Raw genomic sequence first — 17,347 nt, 5'->3', positions numbered from 1 at the left:
CGTTGGTTTGAAAATCAACATTTGCAAAGCTAAATCCGACAAGCAGGAAGCTTGCGGCAGGGTTGCTCGCCGCTTGCCGAAGGAAGGCAATCGTTGACGGAACGGGAAGATAATAAGGGCCGGTCGGGGCGCAGCATCGCCGACGACGAGCGAATCGCGGGCGAACTGGCCGGGCTGGATCGGCACACCGATCCGTTCGTGGCGGCCGTTCATGCCACGCGAATGCCGATGATCATAACGAACCCGCGTCTGCCGGACAACCCGGTCGTGTTCGTCAACGAATCGTTCGTGCGCCTCACCGGATATCCCAAGGAAGAGATAATCGGCCGCAATTGCCGCTTCCTTCAGGGCCCTGACAGCGACCCGAAAACGATCCGCGCGCTGCACGATGCGGTCGAGCGCATGCAGCCGATCGAAGTCGACATCCGGAATTACCGGAAGGACGGGGAGCCGTTCTGGAACCGTTTGTTGATGGCGCCGGTATTCGATGCCGATCAGCGTCTTGCCTATTTCTTTGCCAGCCAGGTGGACGTGACGATCGAGCGCGAGCGTCTCACCGGGCTGGAGCGCGACAACGCCGCGTTGATGGCGGAACTCACCAGCCGCCTGCGCACCCAGCAGGAGCGCGAGCGGGAACTGGCGCTCGCGCTGAAGGCCGGTGGCTTCGGCACGTGGAGCCTCGAACTCTCGACCGAGGTGCTCACGGCGTCCGAGGAGTGCAAGGCGCTGTTCGGTCGGCCACCGAACGTTCCGTTCAGCTATGACGATCGGATCGCCGCGATCCACCCCGACGATCGTGCGCGCGCGGTCGAAGGCATGGCGAAAGCGGGCGCGCTCCGCGGCGAATATAGCGAAGAATATCGGGTCTTGTGGCCGGACGGGTCTACCCATTGGCTGTCATCGCGCGGGCAGCCGTTCTTTGATGCGGAGGGCAATCCCGTGCGGATTGCTGGCGTGTCGATGGACATTACGACCGCCAAGCGGCGGGAACTCAAGCGGCAGGCACTGTTCCATCTCAACGATGCGTTTCGCAGGCTCGATGATCCTGCCGACATTTCCTTTGCGGCTGCCCAGATACTGGCCGAGACGCTTGGTGTATCCCGCGCCGGTTATGGCCTGGTCGATCGCGCCGCCGAAACCATCACGATCGAGCGGGACTGGAACGCACCGGGGGTCTCGACCATTGCGGGCACGCTGAATTTTCGCGACCACGGCAGCTACATAGAGGAGCTGAAACGCGGCGAAACGGCTATCGTCGAGGATTCCCGGCTCGATCCCCGCACGGCCGAAACCTCGGCGGTGCTTGAGGCAATCAGCGCGCGTTCGTTCATCAACATGCCGCTGACCGAACAGGGCGGCCTGGTGGCGCTGCTGTTCTTGAACCACGCGGAGCCGCGGCAGTGGTCGGACGATGATCTGGATTTCGTGCGCGAAGTCGCAGAGCGCACGCGCGACGCGGTCGAACGGCGGCGGGCGGAGCGTGATCTGGCTGATCTCGCCGCCTCGCTTGAGCGGCAGGTCGCAGAGCGCACCGCCGATCTTGTGACCGCCGAAGAGGCATTGCGTCAGTCCCAGAAGATGGAGGCCGTCGGGCAGTTGACTGGCGGGTTGGCGCACGATTTCAACAACCTGCTCACCGCGATCAGCGGCAGCCTGGAAATGATCCAGTTGCGCTTCACACAGGGTCGCGGCGCAGACGTGGACCGCTATGTCGAGGCGGCAAAGGCAGCCGCCAAGCGCGCCGCCGCCCTCACGCATCGGTTGCTTGCTTTCAGCCGCCGACAGACGCTGGATCCGCGCCCGACCGACCCGAATGCCCTGATTTCGGGGATGGAGGAATTGATCCAGCGCACGGTCGGGCCATCGGTGATCGTTGAGACCTCGCTGGAGGACGGGCTTACTTCCACGCTGGTCGATCCGAGCCAGCTTGAGAATGCGCTGCTTAACCTGTGCATCAACGCCCGCGACGCGATGCCGGATGGCGGGCGGATCATGATCGGCACTCAGGCGCGCCATGTCGATGCGCGCGCCGGCCGCGAGCGGGATATCGAACCGGGCGATTACGTCTGCGTGTCGGTCAGCGACGTGGGCACGGGCATGGCGCCGGAAACCATATCGAGGGCGTTCGAGCCGTTTTTCACCACCAAGCCGATCGGGAGCGGAACGGGACTGGGCCTGTCGATGGTCTATGGCTTCGCCCGGCAATCCGGCGGGCAGGTTCGCATCCACTCGACCCCGGGGTCGGGGACGACGGTCACCATATATCTGCCGGTCGATGGACAGCCGGCGTTCGTGGAGCCGGAAGCCGCCACGCTGTCCACCGTGCCGCGCGCGGCGGGGACTGAAACGGTGCTGGTGGTGGATGACGAGGAATCGATCAGAATGCTCGTCACCGAGACGCTTGCGGGGCTTGGCTACAAAACGCTGGAGGCAGCCGATGGCCCCGCCGCGCTAAAGATGCTGACGCCCGATCGCCATATCGATCTGCTGGTTACGGATGTCGGGTTGCCCGGGATGAACGGCCGGCAGCTTGCCGATGCGGTTCGTGTGAACCGGCCGCGGCTCAAGGTGCTGTTCATCACCGGCTACGCCGAAAATGCCGTCCTCAATCACGGCCATCTCGAGCCGGGCATGCATGTCATCACCAAGCCATTTGCGATGGAGGCATTCGCATCGCGTGTTCGCGCGCTTCTCGGCGCCGCCAATTAGGGTTGAGCGGCGCGCGTGAAGAGGCGTTTGCGCCCGCTACCGCCGGGATCGGGGAAGGCCTCCCGATCCCGGCGGTGGCAGCCTTGCTCAGCGTGGTTTGACGAACCTTAGCGTCATGCGATCGCTTTCGCCGATCGCGGCATAGCGTGCGCGATCCTTGTCCTTTTCGGCGAAGGTGGGGGGCAACGTCCAGACGCCGCCCGGATAGTCATGCGTGTCCTTCGCGTTCGCGTTGATCTGGCTTTCCGCCACCAGCCGGAAGCCCGCTTTCGTGGCATAGGCGATCACGGAAGAGCGCTTCATGTAGCCGCTTTTGCCCTCCTCCACGCCCGCCTGATCCTCGGGGAGGCGATGCTCCTCGATGCCGAGTATCCCGCCAGGTTTCAGCATTGCGAACATCTGGTCGAACGCCGCCTGGGTCTGGTCCGAAGCGCCGAAGCGCCAGTTGTGGATATTGCGAAAGGTAAGCACGACATCGGCCGTGCCGGCAGGCACACGGGCCTGGCCGTCCGCAGCGGGGAAGATCGCGTAGTGCAGGCCGCCGTAGATATCCGGTCTGGCAGTGGCGAGCGCGCGTACCGCGCCTAGCCCGCGTTCGCTCGGTCCGGCGGCATACAGCTTGCCGCTTTTCGCCAGATATGGCGCAAGCACCTCGGTATACCAGCCGCCGCCCGGCCAGATCTCGACAACGGTATCGGTAGGCTTCACCCCGAAGAAGGCGAGCGTCTCGGCGGGGTGGCGATACCGGTCGCGGGCCACGTTCGCAGGGGTGCGGCTGTCCGCCTTCACCGAAGCGACCAGCGCCGCAGACGGCACGGCGTCTTTCGCTGTCACGGCGACAGGTAAAAGCGCGAGGGCGAGTGGCGCGAGGGCAAGGACACGCATCGATCATCTCCCGTATATTTGGCTAAGCGCAACGCATCGTGCTCAGGTCGGAAGATGCGATAGCCGAAAAGGCGCGGTCGCGGTCAAGAAAAGCGAGCCGTGCCAGGTGGCCGTTCCTCAATTCCAGAGCGCCGCATTCGCCGCGCACGCCAGATCGGCAAACACCGGTAATTGACTGTTCGCTAGATGTTTTGGATTGGGCTGGTGGAGCCGAGGGGAATCGAACCCCTGACCTCTGCAGTGCGATTGCAGCGCTCTCCCATCTGAGCTACGGCCCCGCCCGGTGCCCGGCGCAGCCGGGGAGCGACGCCCATAGCTTCCTCTTTTCGGGGATGCAACGCCTCCCGCGAACAGGCACAAAACTTTACCCTGCGACAGGACGCTTTCGTGGTGCGGCAGTTGCCCGGTACATCCCCGTAACGATTGGAACGATAACGGTTTTCGCGGCTTCTTCTGGCTATCGATGCCCGCTCGCACAGACGCATTCGGGCATCGTGACGGCAACGATTTTGGAGAGAAGCGATGGCTTACGAACGCTATCCACGCAGCGGCGATCCGGCTGATTATGGGCGGGATTATGGCTCGGGCCGGGACTATACCTATTCGAGCGGGCGCGATTATCTGGCGGCCGGCAATTACGGGGCCGATCGCGCTCGTCAGGATAGCGGGCGTTACGGCCAGCGGGACTACGGGCGCTCCGGCTACGCGGATCGTACGCGCTATGATCGTACCGATCAGTCGCGGGACTATCATGGCAGCTACTCCTCTGATGGTCGCCGTTTCGAGGACGTAGGTCAGCGGCGCCACTGGGACGACGATGACCGTAATACCGGCCGCTACCGCGATCAGGGCGGACGTTTCGCGCGCAATACGCCGGACTATGATTATGACGAGCGCGGCTTTTTCGCGCGCGCCGGTGACGAAGTTCGCTCGTGGTTCGGCGATGACGAGGCGGAGCGCCGGCGCCAGGCCGACATGTGGAATGATGAACGCTATAGTGATCGTTGGAGCAACGAGCGCGACTCCGATTACGGCAACTGGCGCCGCGGCCAGATCGCCGCGCTCGATCGTGATTACGACGAATATCGGCGCGAGCATCACGCCAAATTCCAGAACGAGTTCGGCGCCTGGCGTGCCGGCCGGCAGACTCAGCGCGACTCGCTGAACCGCGTTGAAGAGCATATGGAAGTGCTCGGCTCGGACGGGTCCCATGTCGGCACGGTGGATAAGGTACGCGGTGATCGTATCCTGTTGACGAAAAGCGATCAGGATGCCGGTGGCCGTCATCACTCGATCCCGTCGAGCTGGATCGAGAAGGTCGATGGCAACGTGACGTTGCGCAAGACGGCCGACGAGGCGAAGAAGCATTGGCGCGACGAAGAGCGCAACCAGGCGTTCTTCGGCGACAATGATCGCAGCACGACCAGCTCGGCCAATGCGACGACGCGCGACAACGCGAACAACGCGACAAGCGGCGGATTCTTCTCCCGCTGACGGTCAGTCGCGCGCTTTCGAGCGGGCAAGCGGGGGGCCGGGCGGCAACGTCCGGCCCCCTTGCATTTATGTGATGCTTCGCCATACCGCATGCTCGAATCGAACCATCAAGGAGTAGAGCGATGCCGCGTGCCTGGAGTTTGAAATCACGCCCCTCGGGTGTCCCTGCCGATGAAAATTTCGCGCTCATCGACGTGCCTTCCGCATCTCTCGGCGCCGGGCAGGTGCGGGTGGCGAACCGGTGGCTTTCGGTCGATCCATATATGCGCGGGCGGATGAATGACGTGAAGAGTTACGTCCCGCCGTTCGTCCTGGGCGAGCCGATGGAGGGTGGCGCGATTGGCGAAGTCGTCGAAAGCAACAGCCCGGATCTGCCGGTCGGTACGCGTGTGCAGCACATGCTCGGCTGGCGCGAGGAGGCGGTGCTGAACGCTGCCGAGGCGCAGAAGCTGCCGGATCTGGGCGTCGACGATCAGGCCTATCTGGGGCAACTCGGCATGCCCGGTATGACGGCGTATTTCGGATTGTTGAGCATCGCGTCCGCGAAGCCGGGCGATGTGGTATTCGTATCTGCGGCAGCGGGCGCGGTGGGCTCGACGGTGGTGCAGATCGCCAAGGCCAAGGGCATGACGGTCATCGGTTCGGCCGGCGGGGCGGAAAAGTGCGCCTGGGTGAAGCAGATCGGCGCGGATCACGTCGTCGATTACAAGGCGGGCTCGGTGACGCGCGGGCTGATGGAGGCTGCGCCGGAAGGGATAGACGTCTATTTCGACAATGTCGGCGGCGAGCATCTGGACGCTGCGCTGCTCGCTGCGCGGATGAATGCGCGCTTTGCGATCTGCGGCATGATCGACATCTACAATGACGGGAAGGCTCAGGAACTGCGTTATCTCGCCAAGGTGATCGGCGCGAGGATCAATATCCGCGGCTTCATCGTCAGCGATTTCTTTACGCGTGTCGATGAATTCTACGGCGATATGGGCGCGTGGCTGAAAGAGGGGAAGCTCAAGCGCCACGAAACGGTGCACGAGGGGCTGGAGACAATGCCGGCGGCGTTCCGCGGGCTGTTCACCGGCGGGAATACCGGCAAGATGCTCGTTCGCGTCTGATGGATCGCGTCGCCAACCCTCAGGCGGCGCGGGACATCCGCTGCGGGTTGGCGACGCTTTCGAACGCAGCCACCACCGCCGGGATCACGTCCGGCGGCAACGTGTGGCCCATGCCGGGTATTTCGACCAAGCGCGCGCCAGGCACGTGGGCCGCGGTATCGCGGCCCCCCTCGACAGGCACGAGCGGATCTTCCGTGCCGTGCACGACGACGGCCGGGGCGGTGATCGCCTTCAGCCGCGCGCGCCGATCGCCGTCTGCGAGGATCGCGGCCATCTGACGCACGAAGCCAGCCGGATGGTGATTGCGCGTCACTTCCTCGCGATAGCGCTCCATCATGAAGGCCTCGTCTTCCTGCAACCGGGCGGCCACCACCTTCGACGCGCGCACGCCATGTGCCACGATCGCCTCCACGTCAGCGCTGCGCGGGCGACGCAACAGGATGCCCATCGCCTGAAGCGACGCGCCCGGGAGGGCAGGGTTGCCCGTGGTGGACATGATCGACGTGAGCGACAGCGTGCGTTCCGGCCAGTGCGCGGCGAAAAGCTGGGCGATCATGCCGCCCATCGATGCGCCGACGATATGCGCCCGCTCGATGCCGAGCGCGTCGAGCAGCCCGACCGCGTCGGCGGCCATGTCGGTGAGCGAATATGGCGCGCGAACCGGGCGACGCAAAATGTGTGAAACCGCCATCAGCGCGAAGCTTGGCGTGCCCATCGCATCGAACTTGGTGGAAAGCCCGACATCGCGATTGTCGTACCGGATCACGCGATAGCCGCGCGCCACCAGCGCCTCGACCAGGTTCATCGGCCAGCGTACGAGCTGCGCGCCCAGCCCCATGATCATCAGCACCGCCGGGGCGTCCGGCGCGCCGAATTCATCATATTCGATCTCAATGCCGTTGGCGGCAACCCGTGCCATCGCGCCCGCGCCTCCTTCAAACCGGGGACCATGCCCCGTCTGTCACGAAATCGCAACATAAAGGCTCAGGCGGTATGGATGGTTCCGTCAAGCACCGTCACCGGCCAGGGCGTGAGGCTCGTGCCGGGGCAGGGGCCGCCACGGCATTTGCCGCTTGCGATGTCGAAAACCGCGCCGTGCCAGCCGCAGGCGATTATTCCGCCCGCGACATAATCGTCAAGCTTCTGGGCGAGCGGCAGGCCCATATGCGGGCAGCGATCGACATAGCCGAACGCGCCTGCCCCGCGCCGCACGACGAAGCCGTGGAAACGCCCTGCGCGCATCTCGATCACGAAGCCACGCGCCGCGCCGTCGGCGATCTGCTCCAGCGGGCCGAGAGCGATGCCGGGCGGGGTGGCGGTCAGGCGTTCGGTCAGGGCAGGGTCGCCTTGGGGAAATCGGCCCAGCACGCATCGTAATCGGGCTGGGCATGCGCCAGCGCGAAGCGGGTGGGGCGATAGGGCCAGCAGCTTTCGAGCATGAACGCCATCGTGCCGCCGATCCGGTGCGGCTGCAACGCAGTGTTCGAGGCCGCGTCCCACGTCGCCTTGTCCGGCCCGTGGCCGGAAAGCAGATTGTGGAGCGAAAGCCCGCCGGGGCGAAACCCTTCCGCCTTCGCATCATAGGCGCCGGTGATGAGCCCCATCGCCTCCGACATCACGTTGCGGTGGAACCACGGCGGCCGGAATGTATCCTCGGCCACCATCCAGCGCGGCGGGAAGATCACGAAATCGGCGTTGGCGCGCCCAGCCACATCGCTGGGCGAGGTAAGCACCGTGAAGATCGAGGGATCCGGATGATCGAAGCTGACGGTGTTGATCGTATTGAACCGCGCAAGATCATAGCGATACGGGGCTAGATTGCCGTGCCATGCCACCACGTCCAACGGTGAGTGGCTGAGTTCGGCATGCCACAAATGGCCGAGATATTTCTGGATCACCTCGATGCGCTCGTCGCGATCCTCGAACCACGCCACCGGCGTTTCGAAATCGCGCGGATTGGCGAGACCGTTGGCGCCGATCGGGCCGAGATCGGGCAGGCGAAACATGCTGCCGTAATTCTCGCAGACATAGCCGCGCGCCGCGCCGTCCGGCAGGAGCGCACGGAAACGCACGCCGCGCGGAACCAGCGCGATCTGCCCCGGCGCGATCGCGATGCGGCCCATTTCTGTCAGCAGCTCAAGCCGCCCTTCCTGGGGCACGAACAGCAATTCCCCGTCGGCATTCACGAACACGCGGTCGATCATGTCCCGATCGGCGGCGTAGAGATGGAGCGCGACGCCTTCCAGATGCGCCGGATCGCCGTTGGCGAGCATCGTCGTCATGCCGTCGATCAGATCGGCGCCGGCGGGGAACCCGGCAACCGGATCCCAGCGTAGCCGGTTCGGTGCCAGCGGCTCCGGCGGCGTCGCGGGCGAAAAGCGCGGCGCGCCGTCATAGGCGGTGAACGCGGGATGCTCGGCGGAGGGACGCAGCCGATAAAGCCAGGAGCGGCGGTTCTCATGGCGCGGGGCGGTGAAGGCAGTGCCGGAAAGCTGCTCGGCATACAGGCCGAAAGGCGGCTTCTGCGGCGAATTGCGGCCGATCGGAAGCGCGCCGGCCACCGCCTCGGTCGCGATATGATTGCCGAAGCCGGGTGTGTAGGCGGCGGCGGCCGCCTGCGCGTCGATGCGGGAATGGTCGTTCATCCTGTGCCTCTCTAGTTCACAGCCAGGCGGTCGATGGCCGCGCAATCGCGCCGCATAGCGCGCAAGCCTACACCTCCGTCACCGGTCAGGCATCGACCTTGATGACGCCACGCCGGATCTGATCCAGTTCGATGCTCTCGAACAGCGCCTGGAAATTGCCGTTGCCGAAGCCCTCATTGCCTTTGCGCTGGATGATCTCGAAGAAGATCGGGCCAAACATGTTCTCGGTAAAGATTTGCAGCAGGATACCCTCGTCATTTTCGACCGAGCCGTCGATCAGGATGCGGTTCCTGCGCAGCCGCTCCAGATCCTCGCCGTGGCCCGGAACGCGCTTGTCGACCAGCTCGTAATAGGTTTCGATCGTGTCCTGCAGCTTCACGCCACGCGCGCGCAGGCGCTCCACCGTGTCGTAAATGTCCGGCGTGGTGAGCGCGAGATGCTGGATGCCTTCGCCCTGATATTCGCGGATGAATTCCTCGATCTGCGAATTGTCGTCCTGGCTTTCGTTGAGCGGGATGCGGATCGCCTTGTCGGGCGCGATCATCGCCTGGCTGAACAGGCCGGTGGCCTTGCCCTTGATGTCGAAATACTTCTGCTCCTCGAAGCCGAAGAGCGTGCGGTAGAATTCCGACCACACCCGCATCTGCCCGCGCCGCACATTGTGGGTAAGGTGGTCGAGGAGATCCAGCCCGACGTTGTTCTTCGCCTCCGCCTCGCGCCAGCCGGGCATTTCCGCCCAGTCGGCATAAAGGTCGATGCCGTCCGCGATGAAATAGAGGTAGCTGCCGCCGATACCCTGGATCACCGTGTCGTCTTCGTCGGTGGGCTTCGCGCCATGCTCCAGCGCCCATTTCATCGCCGCCACCGGGTCGGCGACGCGGAACGCCATCGCGCTTGCCGACGGCCCGTGCTCGCCCCGGAAAGAGGCGACGCGCCCCGCCTCGTCGCGGTTGAGCATCAGGTTGATGCGGCCTTGCTTGTAGCGGGTGATGTTCTTGGTCGGATGGCGATGCGTCGCCGTGAAACCAAGCTGCTCGAACTGCCTGCCCATCCCTTCCGGATCGGGCGAGGTGAACTCGACGAATTCAAACCCGTTCAGGCCAAGCGGATTGTCGGCGGTCATGGCGATTCTTTCCGTGATATGGTATCAATTGAAACCAATATCGCGTGTTGAGCCTGTGGTGTCAAATGCTACGCTATCCACGATGACCAAGCGCCTGCAACTCGATCGGTTCCTGCCGTATCGCCTGTCGATCACCTCCAATCTGGTGAGTGACCGGATCGCCCGAGCGTATGAGTCGATGTTCGGGCTGACCATCCCGGAATGGCGGCTGGTTGCGGTGATCGCGGAGGGTGATGGGATCAATCAGGCGGACATCGGCGAGCGGACCCGCATGGACAAGGTGACCGTCAGCCGCGCCGCGATCGCGCTGGTGGAGCGCGGGCTGCTGCAACGCGCCCCCAATACCGCCGACAAGCGCTCGCATCTGCTGTCGCTCACCGATTCGGGCCGGGAACTATACGCGCTGATCGCGCCCAAGGCGCTGGAGCTGGAACGGCGCATCTTCGCGAGCTTTGATCCGGCGGAGCTTGAGGGTTTCATGGCAATGCTGCGGCGGATCGACGCGGCGGTCCTGGAAACCGTCTGATGTCGCAGGCTCCGCTTGTCGCGGGGATCGAACTTGGCGGCACGAAGTGCGTCGCGATCCTGGCGCGCGGGCCCGACGAGATATTGGAGCGCGTTCGCGTGCCCACCACGCGACCGGAAGAAACGCTGCCCGCGCTGGAAGCGGCGATCGACGGATGGCGCGATTTCGCCGCGCTCGGGATCGCCAGCTTCGGGCCGATCTCGATCGATCGGCGCTCGCCGGATTTCGGCAGCATCACGATCACCACCAAGCCGCACTGGTCGCACACTGACATCGCGAAGCGGTTGGGCGCGCGCTATGGCGTGCCGGTGGGCTTCCACACCGATGTGGCCGGCGCGGCGCTTGGCGAGGCGCGCTGGGGCGCGGCGCGAGGGCTGGGCGATCTGGCCTATGTGACGGTGGGGACGGGGATCGGCGTCGGGCTGGTGGCCGGCGGGCGACCTGTGGACGGGATGACCCACGGCGAACTGGGCCATGTGCGCCCGGTTCGCCTCGCGGGTGATGACTGGCCCGGATCATGCCCGTTCCATGGCGCCTGTGCGGAGGGGCTTGCCTCCGGCACCGCGATCGGTGCGCGGACGGGTGTGGAGGGGCAGAGCCTGTCGCCCGATCATCCCGTGTGGGAATCGGTGACGCATGCGCTGGCACAATTGCTCCATACGCTGGTGATGACGGGGGTGCCGCGCCGCATCGTGATGGGTGGCGGCGTGATGGTGGGCAACCCGTTCCTGCTGCCGGTGATCCGGGCGGGCCTGCGGCGCTCCCTGGGCGGCTATGTCGCGCTGCCCGAGGTGGAGGAGATCGAGACGTTCGTCGTGGGCGCCGGGCTTGGCGCGGATGCCGGGCCGCTGGGCGCGATCGTGCTCGGCGAACTGGCGCTGGAGCAGGCGGACTGCTGAGGCTCAGCCGAGCGGCAACGCCGGCTGCGCCCCTTCATGTGCGTCCAAAATCCCTGAAAGCGTCAGCCCGAGCAGGCGTATGCCGCCGGCGACGGGAAATTCGCGCGCGAGCAGCGTCTGGCCGATGGCGACCAATTGTGCCCGATCCGTCACTGGATCGGCGAGCGATCGCGAGCGGGTGAAAGTGCGGAAATCGGCACGGCGGAATTTCAGCGTCACGGTCCGCCCGCGCTCGCCGCTGCGCGCGATCCGCTCCCACGCCGCCTCCGCGACGCGATCGAGCGCCGCGATGGTTTCGGCGGCATCGGTCAGGTTGCGATCGAAGGTGCGCTCCGCCCCGATCGATTTGGTGGGGCGGTCCGCGCGCACCGGGCGCTCGTCGATCCCGCGCGCCGCATTGTAAAGATAATCGGCGTAGCTGCCGAAATGCGCGCGCAGGAACTCGCGGCTTTGCCCGCGCAGATCCTCTCCGGTCTCGATCCCGAGCGCCGCCATGCGCCGCGCCGTCACCGGCCCGACGCCGTGGAAGCGTGAAACCGGCAGCGTCGCCACGAACGTCGCGCCTTTCGCCGGCGGGATCACGCACAGGCCGTCGGGCTTGTTCTGGTCCGAGGCGAGCTTGGCGATGAACTTGTTGTAGCTGACGCCGGCGGACGCGGTCAGCCCGGTGTCGGCGCGGATCCGGCCGCGTATCTGCTCGGCGATCGCGCGCGCGGAGCCGAGCTGGCGGGTGTCCTCGGTAACGTCGAGATAGGCTTCGTCGAGCGAGAGCGGTTCGATCAGCGCGGTATAATCCGCGAAGATCGCGCGGATCTGCTGGCTGATCGCGCGATAGACGTCGAAGCGCGGGCGTACGAAAACCAGATCGGGGCAGCGCCGCAGCGCGGTTGCGGAGGGGAGCGCGCTGCGGACACCGAAAGCGCGCGCCTCATAGCTTGCCGCCGCGACCACCCCGCGCGCCTGCGCGCTGCCCACCGCGACCGGGCGGCCGCGCAGCGCGGGATCGTCGCGCTGCTCGACCGACGCGTAGAAGGCGTCCATGTCGACATGGATGATCTTGCGCGGGGAAGCGGCGTCCGACACGCCGTGCCTGATGCCACAATATCCGCTTGAGGAACAGGCCGGGAACACCAACAAAAACCCCGGCCGCTGATCGCGACCGGGGTTCCCGGCAAAGGCGCCTGATGCGCCGTTGCGCCGGCGTTTAAAGCACTTCGAACAATCCGGCCGCGCCCATGCCGCCGCCGATGCACATCGTGACCACGACATATTTCGCGCCGCGCCGCTTGCCTTCGATCAGCGCGTGGCCGGTCATGCGCGCGCCGGACATGCCATAGGGGTGGCCGATCGAGATCGCGCCGCCGTTGACGTTCAGCAGCTCGTTGGGAATGCCCAGCTTGTCGCGGCAGTAAAGCACCTGCACCGCGAACGCCTCGTTGAGCTCCCACAGGCCGATATCGTTCATCTTGAGATTGAAGCGCTCAAGCAGCTTCGGGATCGCGAAGACCGGACCGATGCCCATCTCATCCGGCTCGGTGCCGGCGACGGCCATGCCGACATAGCGGCCAAGCGGGGTAAGCCCGCGCTTCTCGGCGAGCTTTTCTTCCATCAATACGCTGGCCGATGCGCCGTCCGACAGCTGTGAGGCGTTGCCGGCGGTTATGTTGAGATCGGGGCCGAGCACCGGGGCCAGCGCCTTCAGGCCCTCCAGCGTCGTCTCCGGGCGATTGCCCTCATCCTTGGCGAGCGTGACTTCCTTGTGGGATACTTCCTTCGTTTCCTTGTTCACGATCGCCATGGTGGCGGTGACGGGAACGATCTCCTGATCGAACTTGCCGGCGGCCTGCGCGGCGGACGTGCGCTGCTGGGACTGGAAGCCGTATTCGTCCTGCGCATCGCGGCTGATGCCGTAACGCTTGGCGACCACCTCGGCGGTCTGCAGCATCGGCATGTAGATGTCCTTGTGCATCGCCACCAGTTCGGGATCGGGCTGCACGCGCATCTGCGGGGTCTGGACAAGGCTGATCGACTCCACGCCGCCGCCGATCGCGACGTCCATGTTATCGACGATGATCTCCTTCGCCGCGGTGGCGATCGCCATCAGGCCCGAGGCGCACTGGCGATCGAGCGACATCCCGGACACGGTGACCGGCAGGCCGGCGCGCAACAGCGACGTGCGGGCAATATTGCCAGCCTGCGCGCCCTGCTGAAGCGCGGAGCCGAACACCACGTCCTGCACTTCGGCGCCCTCGATCCCGGCGCGCTCGACGGCCGCCTTGATCGCGTGGCTGGCGAGCGTCGGGGATACGGTGTTGTTGAACGCCCCGCGATAGGCACGGCCGATCGGGGTGCGGGCGGTGGAAACGATGACGGCGGAACGCATGGCTTGTTCTCCTGAAGTATCGACGTGCCTGGGGAGGGCATTCTCAGCGGCCGGCCGGAGCCGGGCCATCTCCGGGCATGGGGATCAGACGAAAATCTGCGTGATCCACTCGGCGATCATCGCCGGCTTCTCCGAACCCTCGATCTCCACCGTCGTTTCGGTGGTATACTGGAACTGGCCCGGGCGCTTTTCATCGAACTCGGTGATCTTGGATCGGCCGCGAACGCGCGAGCCGGAAGGCACGGGCGCGAGGAAGCGTACTTTGTTGCCGCCGTAGTTGACGCCCATCTTCACCCCGTCGAGGCGTGGAGCGTCGGCATTCTTCGCGGCGATCAGCGGCAGCAGCGACAGCGTGAGGAAGCCGTGCGCGATCGTCGTGCCGAACGGCGTCTGCTTGGCGCGTTCCGGGTCGACATGGATGAACTGGTGATCGCCGGTCGCGTCGGCGAACTTGTTTATCATGTCCTGCGAAACCTCGATCCAGTCGGACACGGTTTCCTTGCCGATGCTGGCTTTCATTTCGTCCGCGTTCACGGTCCCTCCGTAAGGTTCACCTGCGCCGAGGCGCGATCGGTTCCCTCTAGGCGCGTAACCGCCACCGCCGCAAGGCCCGCGAACCGCAAGCATGAAGATACTCGGGCGATCCCGCGTTTCCGCATGTGATTTACGAACCCGACATTCGAAATCCGTAGCGTAAGCATGGCTTCGCGCGCTCAACCGGTCGCCGGTCGCGCGGCATCCGGTTCGGGCGGATAGGGCATGATGAGCGTGCCATCCGGCGCGGCGGTAAGCGTGGTCTGAGTCGGATAGGGAATCGATATGCCCTGTTCCGCGCACATTTTCAGCAAGCCGACGCCGACATCGTGGCGTCCCTGGAAGGCTGCGCCGAAATCGGCCGATTCGCTGTCGAACTCGATATCGAAATCGAGGCTCGACGCGCCGAAACTCTTGAAGCCGCAACGGACGAAGACGAGGCCGCTCGCCTCGACCACGCCCTTCGCGAGGTCGGGGAACTGCCGGAGCTTTTCCACGGGCGTCTCATAGGCGACACCCAGGGTGAAGGTTGTGCGCCGGAACGAGCGGCGCGTGTTGTTGAGGATTTCCTTGTCGAGCAGCTTGCGGTTGGAGATGATCCGCTCTTCGCCGCTGGTGCCGCGGATACGGGTGGATTTGAGGCCGATCTCTTCGACGGTGCCGGTCGACTGGTCATAGGCGATCGCATCGCCGCGCCGGAACGGCCTGTCGAAGATGATCGCGAGCGCGGCAAACAGGTCGGCGAAAATGCCCTGCGCGGCCAAACCGATCGCGATGCCGCCGACGCCGAGGCCGGCGACGAGGCCGGTGACATTCACGCCGAGATTGTCCAGCACCACGATCAGCGCGATCGCGAACACCGCGAAGCTGACGAGCACTCGGATCAGTCCCATCGCGCTGACCAGCGCCTCGCCGGAATAATGATCCGAGCGCGCGCGCCGCTCGATCGCGCCGATAATAACCTCGCGTGCCCAGACGGCGCTCTGGAAAACCGCGACGATGGTGAACAGGAAGTTGATCGTCGAGGCGACTGGGCGGGGTGCGTCCGCATAGCCCGAGACGAGCTTGGCGGCGAGCAAAGCGATGAAGAGGTTGCCGGTGCGCTGAATGGCGCGCCCGAACACTGCCGGCCAGCCCTTTCCGGATTTGCTGCGCGTCGCAAGCTTCGGGCCGAATTTGCGTACCCACATCAGGAAGGCGGCAATGGCAAGGCCGATCGCGATCGCGATCGCGATCTGGAGCCAGTTGGTCGCGATCCACTCCGCGCTGGATTCGTAGAGCGCGCGCAGCTGCGCATCCAGATTATGCCGGGGCAGGACGGGCGCTTTCGCCGCGCTGCTGTTACTACTCATCCGTCTTCCTTTATCAGGCCGCGATCGCGGCCGGCGCTCCGGTTTCGAGGAACGCAATGAGGCCGCGCTCGATGCGGCTCAAGTGGCGTGTCTTGCGGGGCATGCGCAAGGCCTTGCGGAACGCGGCCTGCCCATTGCGCACCAGGCCGATCAGCGCGGGGTGAACATAGGATTTGCGCGCTATCGCGGGCGTGTTGCCAAGCTGGCGCGTCACCGGCTCTAGCATGGATTTGAGGCTGAGGTCGCGCTCGGCGGTGGCCAGCGCCTCGAAAGCGACGACGCTCGCGCCCCAGGTGCGGAAATGCTTGGCGGTGAAATCCTCGCCCGTCGCCGCGCGGATATAGGCATTGACGTCCGACGAGGTGACGGGATGCGCCTCACCGGCCTCGTCGAGCCAGGTGAACAGTTGCTGGCCGCTCAGATCCTGACAGGCGCGCACGAAACGCGCGAGCGCACGATCGGTGAGAGAGCATTCGCGCTCCACGCCGCCCTTGCCGCGAAAGCGCAGCCGCACGGTGGCGCCCTTCACCCGCACGTGGCGCTTGCGCAGCGTGGTCGCGCCGAAGCTGCGGTTGGCCTTGGCATAGGCTTCGTTGCCGACGCGGATATGCGTCTGATCCAGCAGCCGAACCACTGCTGCCACGGCGCGCTCGCGCGACATCGCGCGTTTGCGCAGGTCCGCTGCGACGCGTTTGCGCAGCAGGGGGAGAGCCAGGCCGAATTCCGCGCAGCGCTCATATTTCGCGGCATCCTGCGCCTCACGAAAATCGGTGTGGTAGCGATATTGCTTGCGGCCCTTCTCGTCCCAGCCGATCGCCTGGATATGGCCATTTGGCCGTGGGCAGAACCAGGCGTTGGTATAGGCGGGCGGCAGCGCGATGGCGTTCAGCCGGTCGATCTCGTCCCGATCGGTGATCCGCTCGCCTTTCGCCGTCCAATATCCCCAGCGACCGCGTATCAGACGCCGGGTGATCCCGGGAGCACTGTCATCGCAATAGACGATTTTCTTGGCGGCCATCGGTCCTCTTTCGCAATGACCGATCCAATGCGCGGTTCGTCGCGGGGTTCCGGAACGATAGGGTGAGGGCGGGGGTTTGGGAGGCGAAGCAACGCCAACGGAGTGCCGCGATGACCGAACTTTCCGATACCCATGTTCTGATGCTCGCGACCGACGGTTTCGAGGATTCCGAGCTGTTTGATCCGCGCCAGGCGCTGCTCGACGCAGGCGTCAAGGTTACGCTCGCGTCGATAAAGACCGATCCGATCCAGGGCGTGAAGAACGACGAGAAGGCAACGCGCACGATCACCCCGGATCTGACGCTGGAGGATGTCGACAGCGAGGATTACGATGCGCTGGTGCTGCCGGGCGGCCTTGCCAATCCGGACAAGATGCGCCTGCAGGAGCGCGCGATCGAGATCGTCGGGGAATTCATGGATGATGACAAGATCGTCGCGGCGATCTGCCACGGCCCGTGGTTGCTCGTGGAAGCGGATGTCGTTGACGGGCGCCGGGTGACGAGCTGGCCTTCGGTTCGCACCGACCTCACCAACGCCGGCGGGCAGGTGGTCGATGAGGAGGTGGTGGTTGACCGCAATCTCATCACCAGCCGCAAGCCCGACGATATCCCCGCGTTCAATCGCGCGATCCTCAAGGCGTTGACCGATGAGCTGGAAAGCGCCGATTGAGC

16 protein-coding genes and 1 tRNA gene are annotated in these 17,347 nt (G+C 65.0%); 6 read left to right on the top strand and 11 right to left on the bottom strand.

The window, feature by feature from the left end; all coding sequences use genetic code 11:
• Positions 1-93 precede the first annotated feature (93 nt).
• Positions 94-2,709 (top strand): PAS domain-containing protein, encoded by a 2,616-nt coding sequence (locus ACM61V_RS14395; RefSeq protein ID WP_249341495.1) that lies wholly within the window; start codon positions 94-96, stop codon positions 2,707-2,709.
• Positions 2,710-2,796: 87 nt separating this feature from the next.
• On the opposite strand, the gene ACM61V_RS14390 is transcribed toward ACM61V_RS14395, so the two are convergent.
• On the bottom strand, positions 2,797-3,594 hold the full coding sequence (locus tag ACM61V_RS14390; RefSeq protein ID WP_137786351.1) for a class I SAM-dependent methyltransferase: 798 nt from the start codon (positions 3,592-3,594) through the stop codon (positions 2,797-2,799).
• Positions 3,595-3,796: 202 nt separating this feature from the next.
• A tRNA-Ala gene (locus ACM61V_RS14385) sits at positions 3,797-3,872 on the bottom strand.
• A 244-nt stretch (positions 3,873-4,116) separates the two neighbouring features.
• On the opposite strand from ACM61V_RS14385, the gene ACM61V_RS14380 reads away from it, so the two are divergent.
• Together ACM61V_RS14380 and ACM61V_RS14375 are read left to right on the top strand one after the other, a co-directional pair.
• Positions 4,117-5,088, top strand: a complete 972-nt coding sequence (locus ACM61V_RS14380; protein WP_137786350.1) for a DUF2171 domain-containing protein — start codon at positions 4,117-4,119, stop codon at positions 5,086-5,088.
• 122 nt (positions 5,089-5,210) lie between these two features.
• Positions 5,211-6,197: an NADP-dependent oxidoreductase gene (locus tag ACM61V_RS14375; RefSeq protein WP_137786349.1), complete on the top strand. Its 987-nt coding sequence runs from the start codon at positions 5,211-5,213 to the stop codon at positions 6,195-6,197.
• Positions 6,198-6,216: 19 nt separating this feature from the next.
• On the opposite strand, the gene ACM61V_RS14370 is transcribed toward ACM61V_RS14375, so the two are convergent.
• From ACM61V_RS14370 to hppD, 4 genes are all read right to left on the bottom strand, one after another.
• Positions 6,217-7,116 (bottom strand): alpha/beta fold hydrolase, encoded by a 900-nt coding sequence (locus ACM61V_RS14370; RefSeq protein WP_137786348.1) that lies wholly within the window; start codon positions 7,114-7,116, stop codon positions 6,217-6,219.
• A gap of 65 nt (positions 7,117-7,181) precedes the next feature.
• Positions 7,182-7,565: a Rieske (2Fe-2S) protein gene (locus ACM61V_RS14365; RefSeq protein ID WP_419714085.1), complete on the bottom strand. Its 384-nt coding sequence runs from the start codon at positions 7,563-7,565 to the stop codon at positions 7,182-7,184.
• Complete coding sequence (gene hmgA, locus ACM61V_RS14360) at positions 7,529-8,842, bottom strand: homogentisate 1,2-dioxygenase (protein WP_137786347.1); 1,314 nt, start codon at positions 8,840-8,842, stop codon at positions 7,529-7,531. Before hmgA ends, ACM61V_RS14365 begins: the two co-directional genes overlap by 37 nt.
• Positions 8,843-8,927: 85 nt before the next feature.
• Positions 8,928-9,965, bottom strand: a complete 1,038-nt coding sequence (gene hppD / locus ACM61V_RS14355) for a 4-hydroxyphenylpyruvate dioxygenase (RefSeq protein WP_137786346.1) — start codon at positions 9,963-9,965, stop codon at positions 8,928-8,930.
• Between the two features lie 82 nt (positions 9,966-10,047).
• On the opposite strand from hppD, the gene ACM61V_RS14350 reads away from it, so the two are divergent.
• Positions 10,048-10,491 carry a MarR family winged helix-turn-helix transcriptional regulator gene (locus ACM61V_RS14350; protein ID WP_137786345.1) on the top strand — a complete coding sequence of 148 codons (444 nt, stop codon included), beginning with the start codon at positions 10,048-10,050 and terminating at the stop codon, positions 10,489-10,491.
• Entirely contained in the window at positions 10,491-11,390 is a 900-nt protein-coding gene (locus ACM61V_RS14345; protein WP_137786344.1) for an ROK family protein, read from the top strand. Before ACM61V_RS14350 ends, ACM61V_RS14345 begins: the two co-directional genes overlap by 1 nt.
• A 3-nt stretch (positions 11,391-11,393) precedes the next feature.
• On the opposite strand, the gene dinB is transcribed toward ACM61V_RS14345, so the two are convergent.
• From dinB to ACM61V_RS14320, 5 genes are all read right to left on the bottom strand, one after another.
• Positions 11,394-12,473 (bottom strand): DNA polymerase IV, encoded by a 1,080-nt coding sequence (gene dinB, locus ACM61V_RS14340; RefSeq protein WP_137786343.1) that lies wholly within the window; start codon positions 12,471-12,473, stop codon positions 11,394-11,396.
• 121 nt (positions 12,474-12,594) lie between these two features.
• Positions 12,595-13,773 (bottom strand): acetyl-CoA C-acyltransferase, encoded by a 1,179-nt coding sequence (locus ACM61V_RS14335; protein ID WP_137786342.1) that lies wholly within the window; start codon positions 13,771-13,773, stop codon positions 12,595-12,597.
• An 84-nt stretch (positions 13,774-13,857) separates the two neighbouring features.
• The gene (locus ACM61V_RS14330) at positions 13,858-14,292 is read right to left on the bottom strand and encodes a MaoC family dehydratase (RefSeq protein WP_137786486.1); all 435 of its coding nucleotides are present in this window, start codon (positions 14,290-14,292) and stop codon (positions 13,858-13,860) included.
• 194 nt (positions 14,293-14,486) lie between these two features.
• The gene (locus ACM61V_RS14325) at positions 14,487-15,659 is read right to left on the bottom strand and encodes a mechanosensitive ion channel family protein (protein WP_137786341.1); all 1,173 of its coding nucleotides are present in this window, start codon (positions 15,657-15,659) and stop codon (positions 14,487-14,489) included.
• A 13-nt stretch (positions 15,660-15,672) separates the two neighbouring features.
• Positions 15,673-16,677: a DNA topoisomerase IB gene (locus ACM61V_RS14320; RefSeq protein WP_137786340.1), complete on the bottom strand. Its 1,005-nt coding sequence runs from the start codon at positions 16,675-16,677 to the stop codon at positions 15,673-15,675.
• A 110-nt stretch (positions 16,678-16,787) separates the two neighbouring features.
• On the opposite strand from ACM61V_RS14320, the gene ACM61V_RS14315 reads away from it, so the two are divergent.
• On the top strand, positions 16,788-17,345 hold the full coding sequence (locus tag ACM61V_RS14315; RefSeq protein ID WP_137786339.1) for a type 1 glutamine amidotransferase domain-containing protein: 558 nt from the start codon (positions 16,788-16,790) through the stop codon (positions 17,343-17,345).
• Positions 17,346-17,347 lie beyond the last annotated feature (2 nt).

The organism is Sphingomonas sp. TX0543, assembly GCF_048565505.1.
In the GTDB taxonomy this organism is placed as follows: Bacteria; Pseudomonadota; Alphaproteobacteria; order Sphingomonadales; family Sphingomonadaceae; genus Sphingomonas.
Note: the sequence above shows the minus strand (reverse complement) of the source record. Positions and strands in the feature narration are given on the sequence as shown.

Bases quoted from the DNA above. Each gene is read 5' to 3' on its own strand.
- hmgA (WP_137786347.1), bottom strand. From the start codon at position 8,842: ATGAACGACCATTCCCGCATCGACGCGCAGGCGGCCGCCGCCGCCTAC.
- ACM61V_RS14325 (WP_137786341.1), bottom strand. From the start codon at position 15,659: ATGAGTAGTAACAGCAGCGCGGCGAAAGCGCCCGTCCTGCCCCGGCAT.
- ACM61V_RS14320 (WP_137786340.1), bottom strand. From the start codon at position 16,677: ATGGCCGCCAAGAAAATCGTCTATTGCGATGACAGTGCTCCCGGGATC.
- ACM61V_RS14380 (WP_137786350.1), top strand. From the start codon at position 4,117: ATGGCTTACGAACGCTATCCACGCAGCGGCGATCCGGCTGATTATGGG.
- ACM61V_RS14330 (WP_137786486.1), bottom strand. From the start codon at position 14,292: ATGAAAGCCAGCATCGGCAAGGAAACCGTGTCCGACTGGATCGAGGTT.
- ACM61V_RS14390 (WP_137786351.1), bottom strand. From the start codon at position 3,594: ATGCGTGTCCTTGCCCTCGCGCCACTCGCCCTCGCGCTTTTACCTGTC.
- ACM61V_RS14375 (WP_137786349.1), top strand. From the start codon at position 5,211: ATGCCGCGTGCCTGGAGTTTGAAATCACGCCCCTCGGGTGTCCCTGCC.
- hppD (WP_137786346.1), bottom strand. From the start codon at position 9,965: ATGACCGCCGACAATCCGCTTGGCCTGAACGGGTTTGAATTCGTCGAG.
- ACM61V_RS14370 (WP_137786348.1), bottom strand. From the start codon at position 7,116: ATGGCACGGGTTGCCGCCAACGGCATTGAGATCGAATATGATGAATTC.
- ACM61V_RS14335 (WP_137786342.1), bottom strand. From the start codon at position 13,773: ATGCGTTCCGCCGTCATCGTTTCCACCGCCCGCACCCCGATCGGCCGT.
- ACM61V_RS14315 (WP_137786339.1), top strand. From the start codon at position 16,788: ATGACCGAACTTTCCGATACCCATGTTCTGATGCTCGCGACCGACGGT.
- ACM61V_RS14350 (WP_137786345.1), top strand. From the start codon at position 10,048: ATGACCAAGCGCCTGCAACTCGATCGGTTCCTGCCGTATCGCCTGTCG.
- ACM61V_RS14345 (WP_137786344.1), top strand. From the start codon at position 10,491: ATGTCGCAGGCTCCGCTTGTCGCGGGGATCGAACTTGGCGGCACGAAG.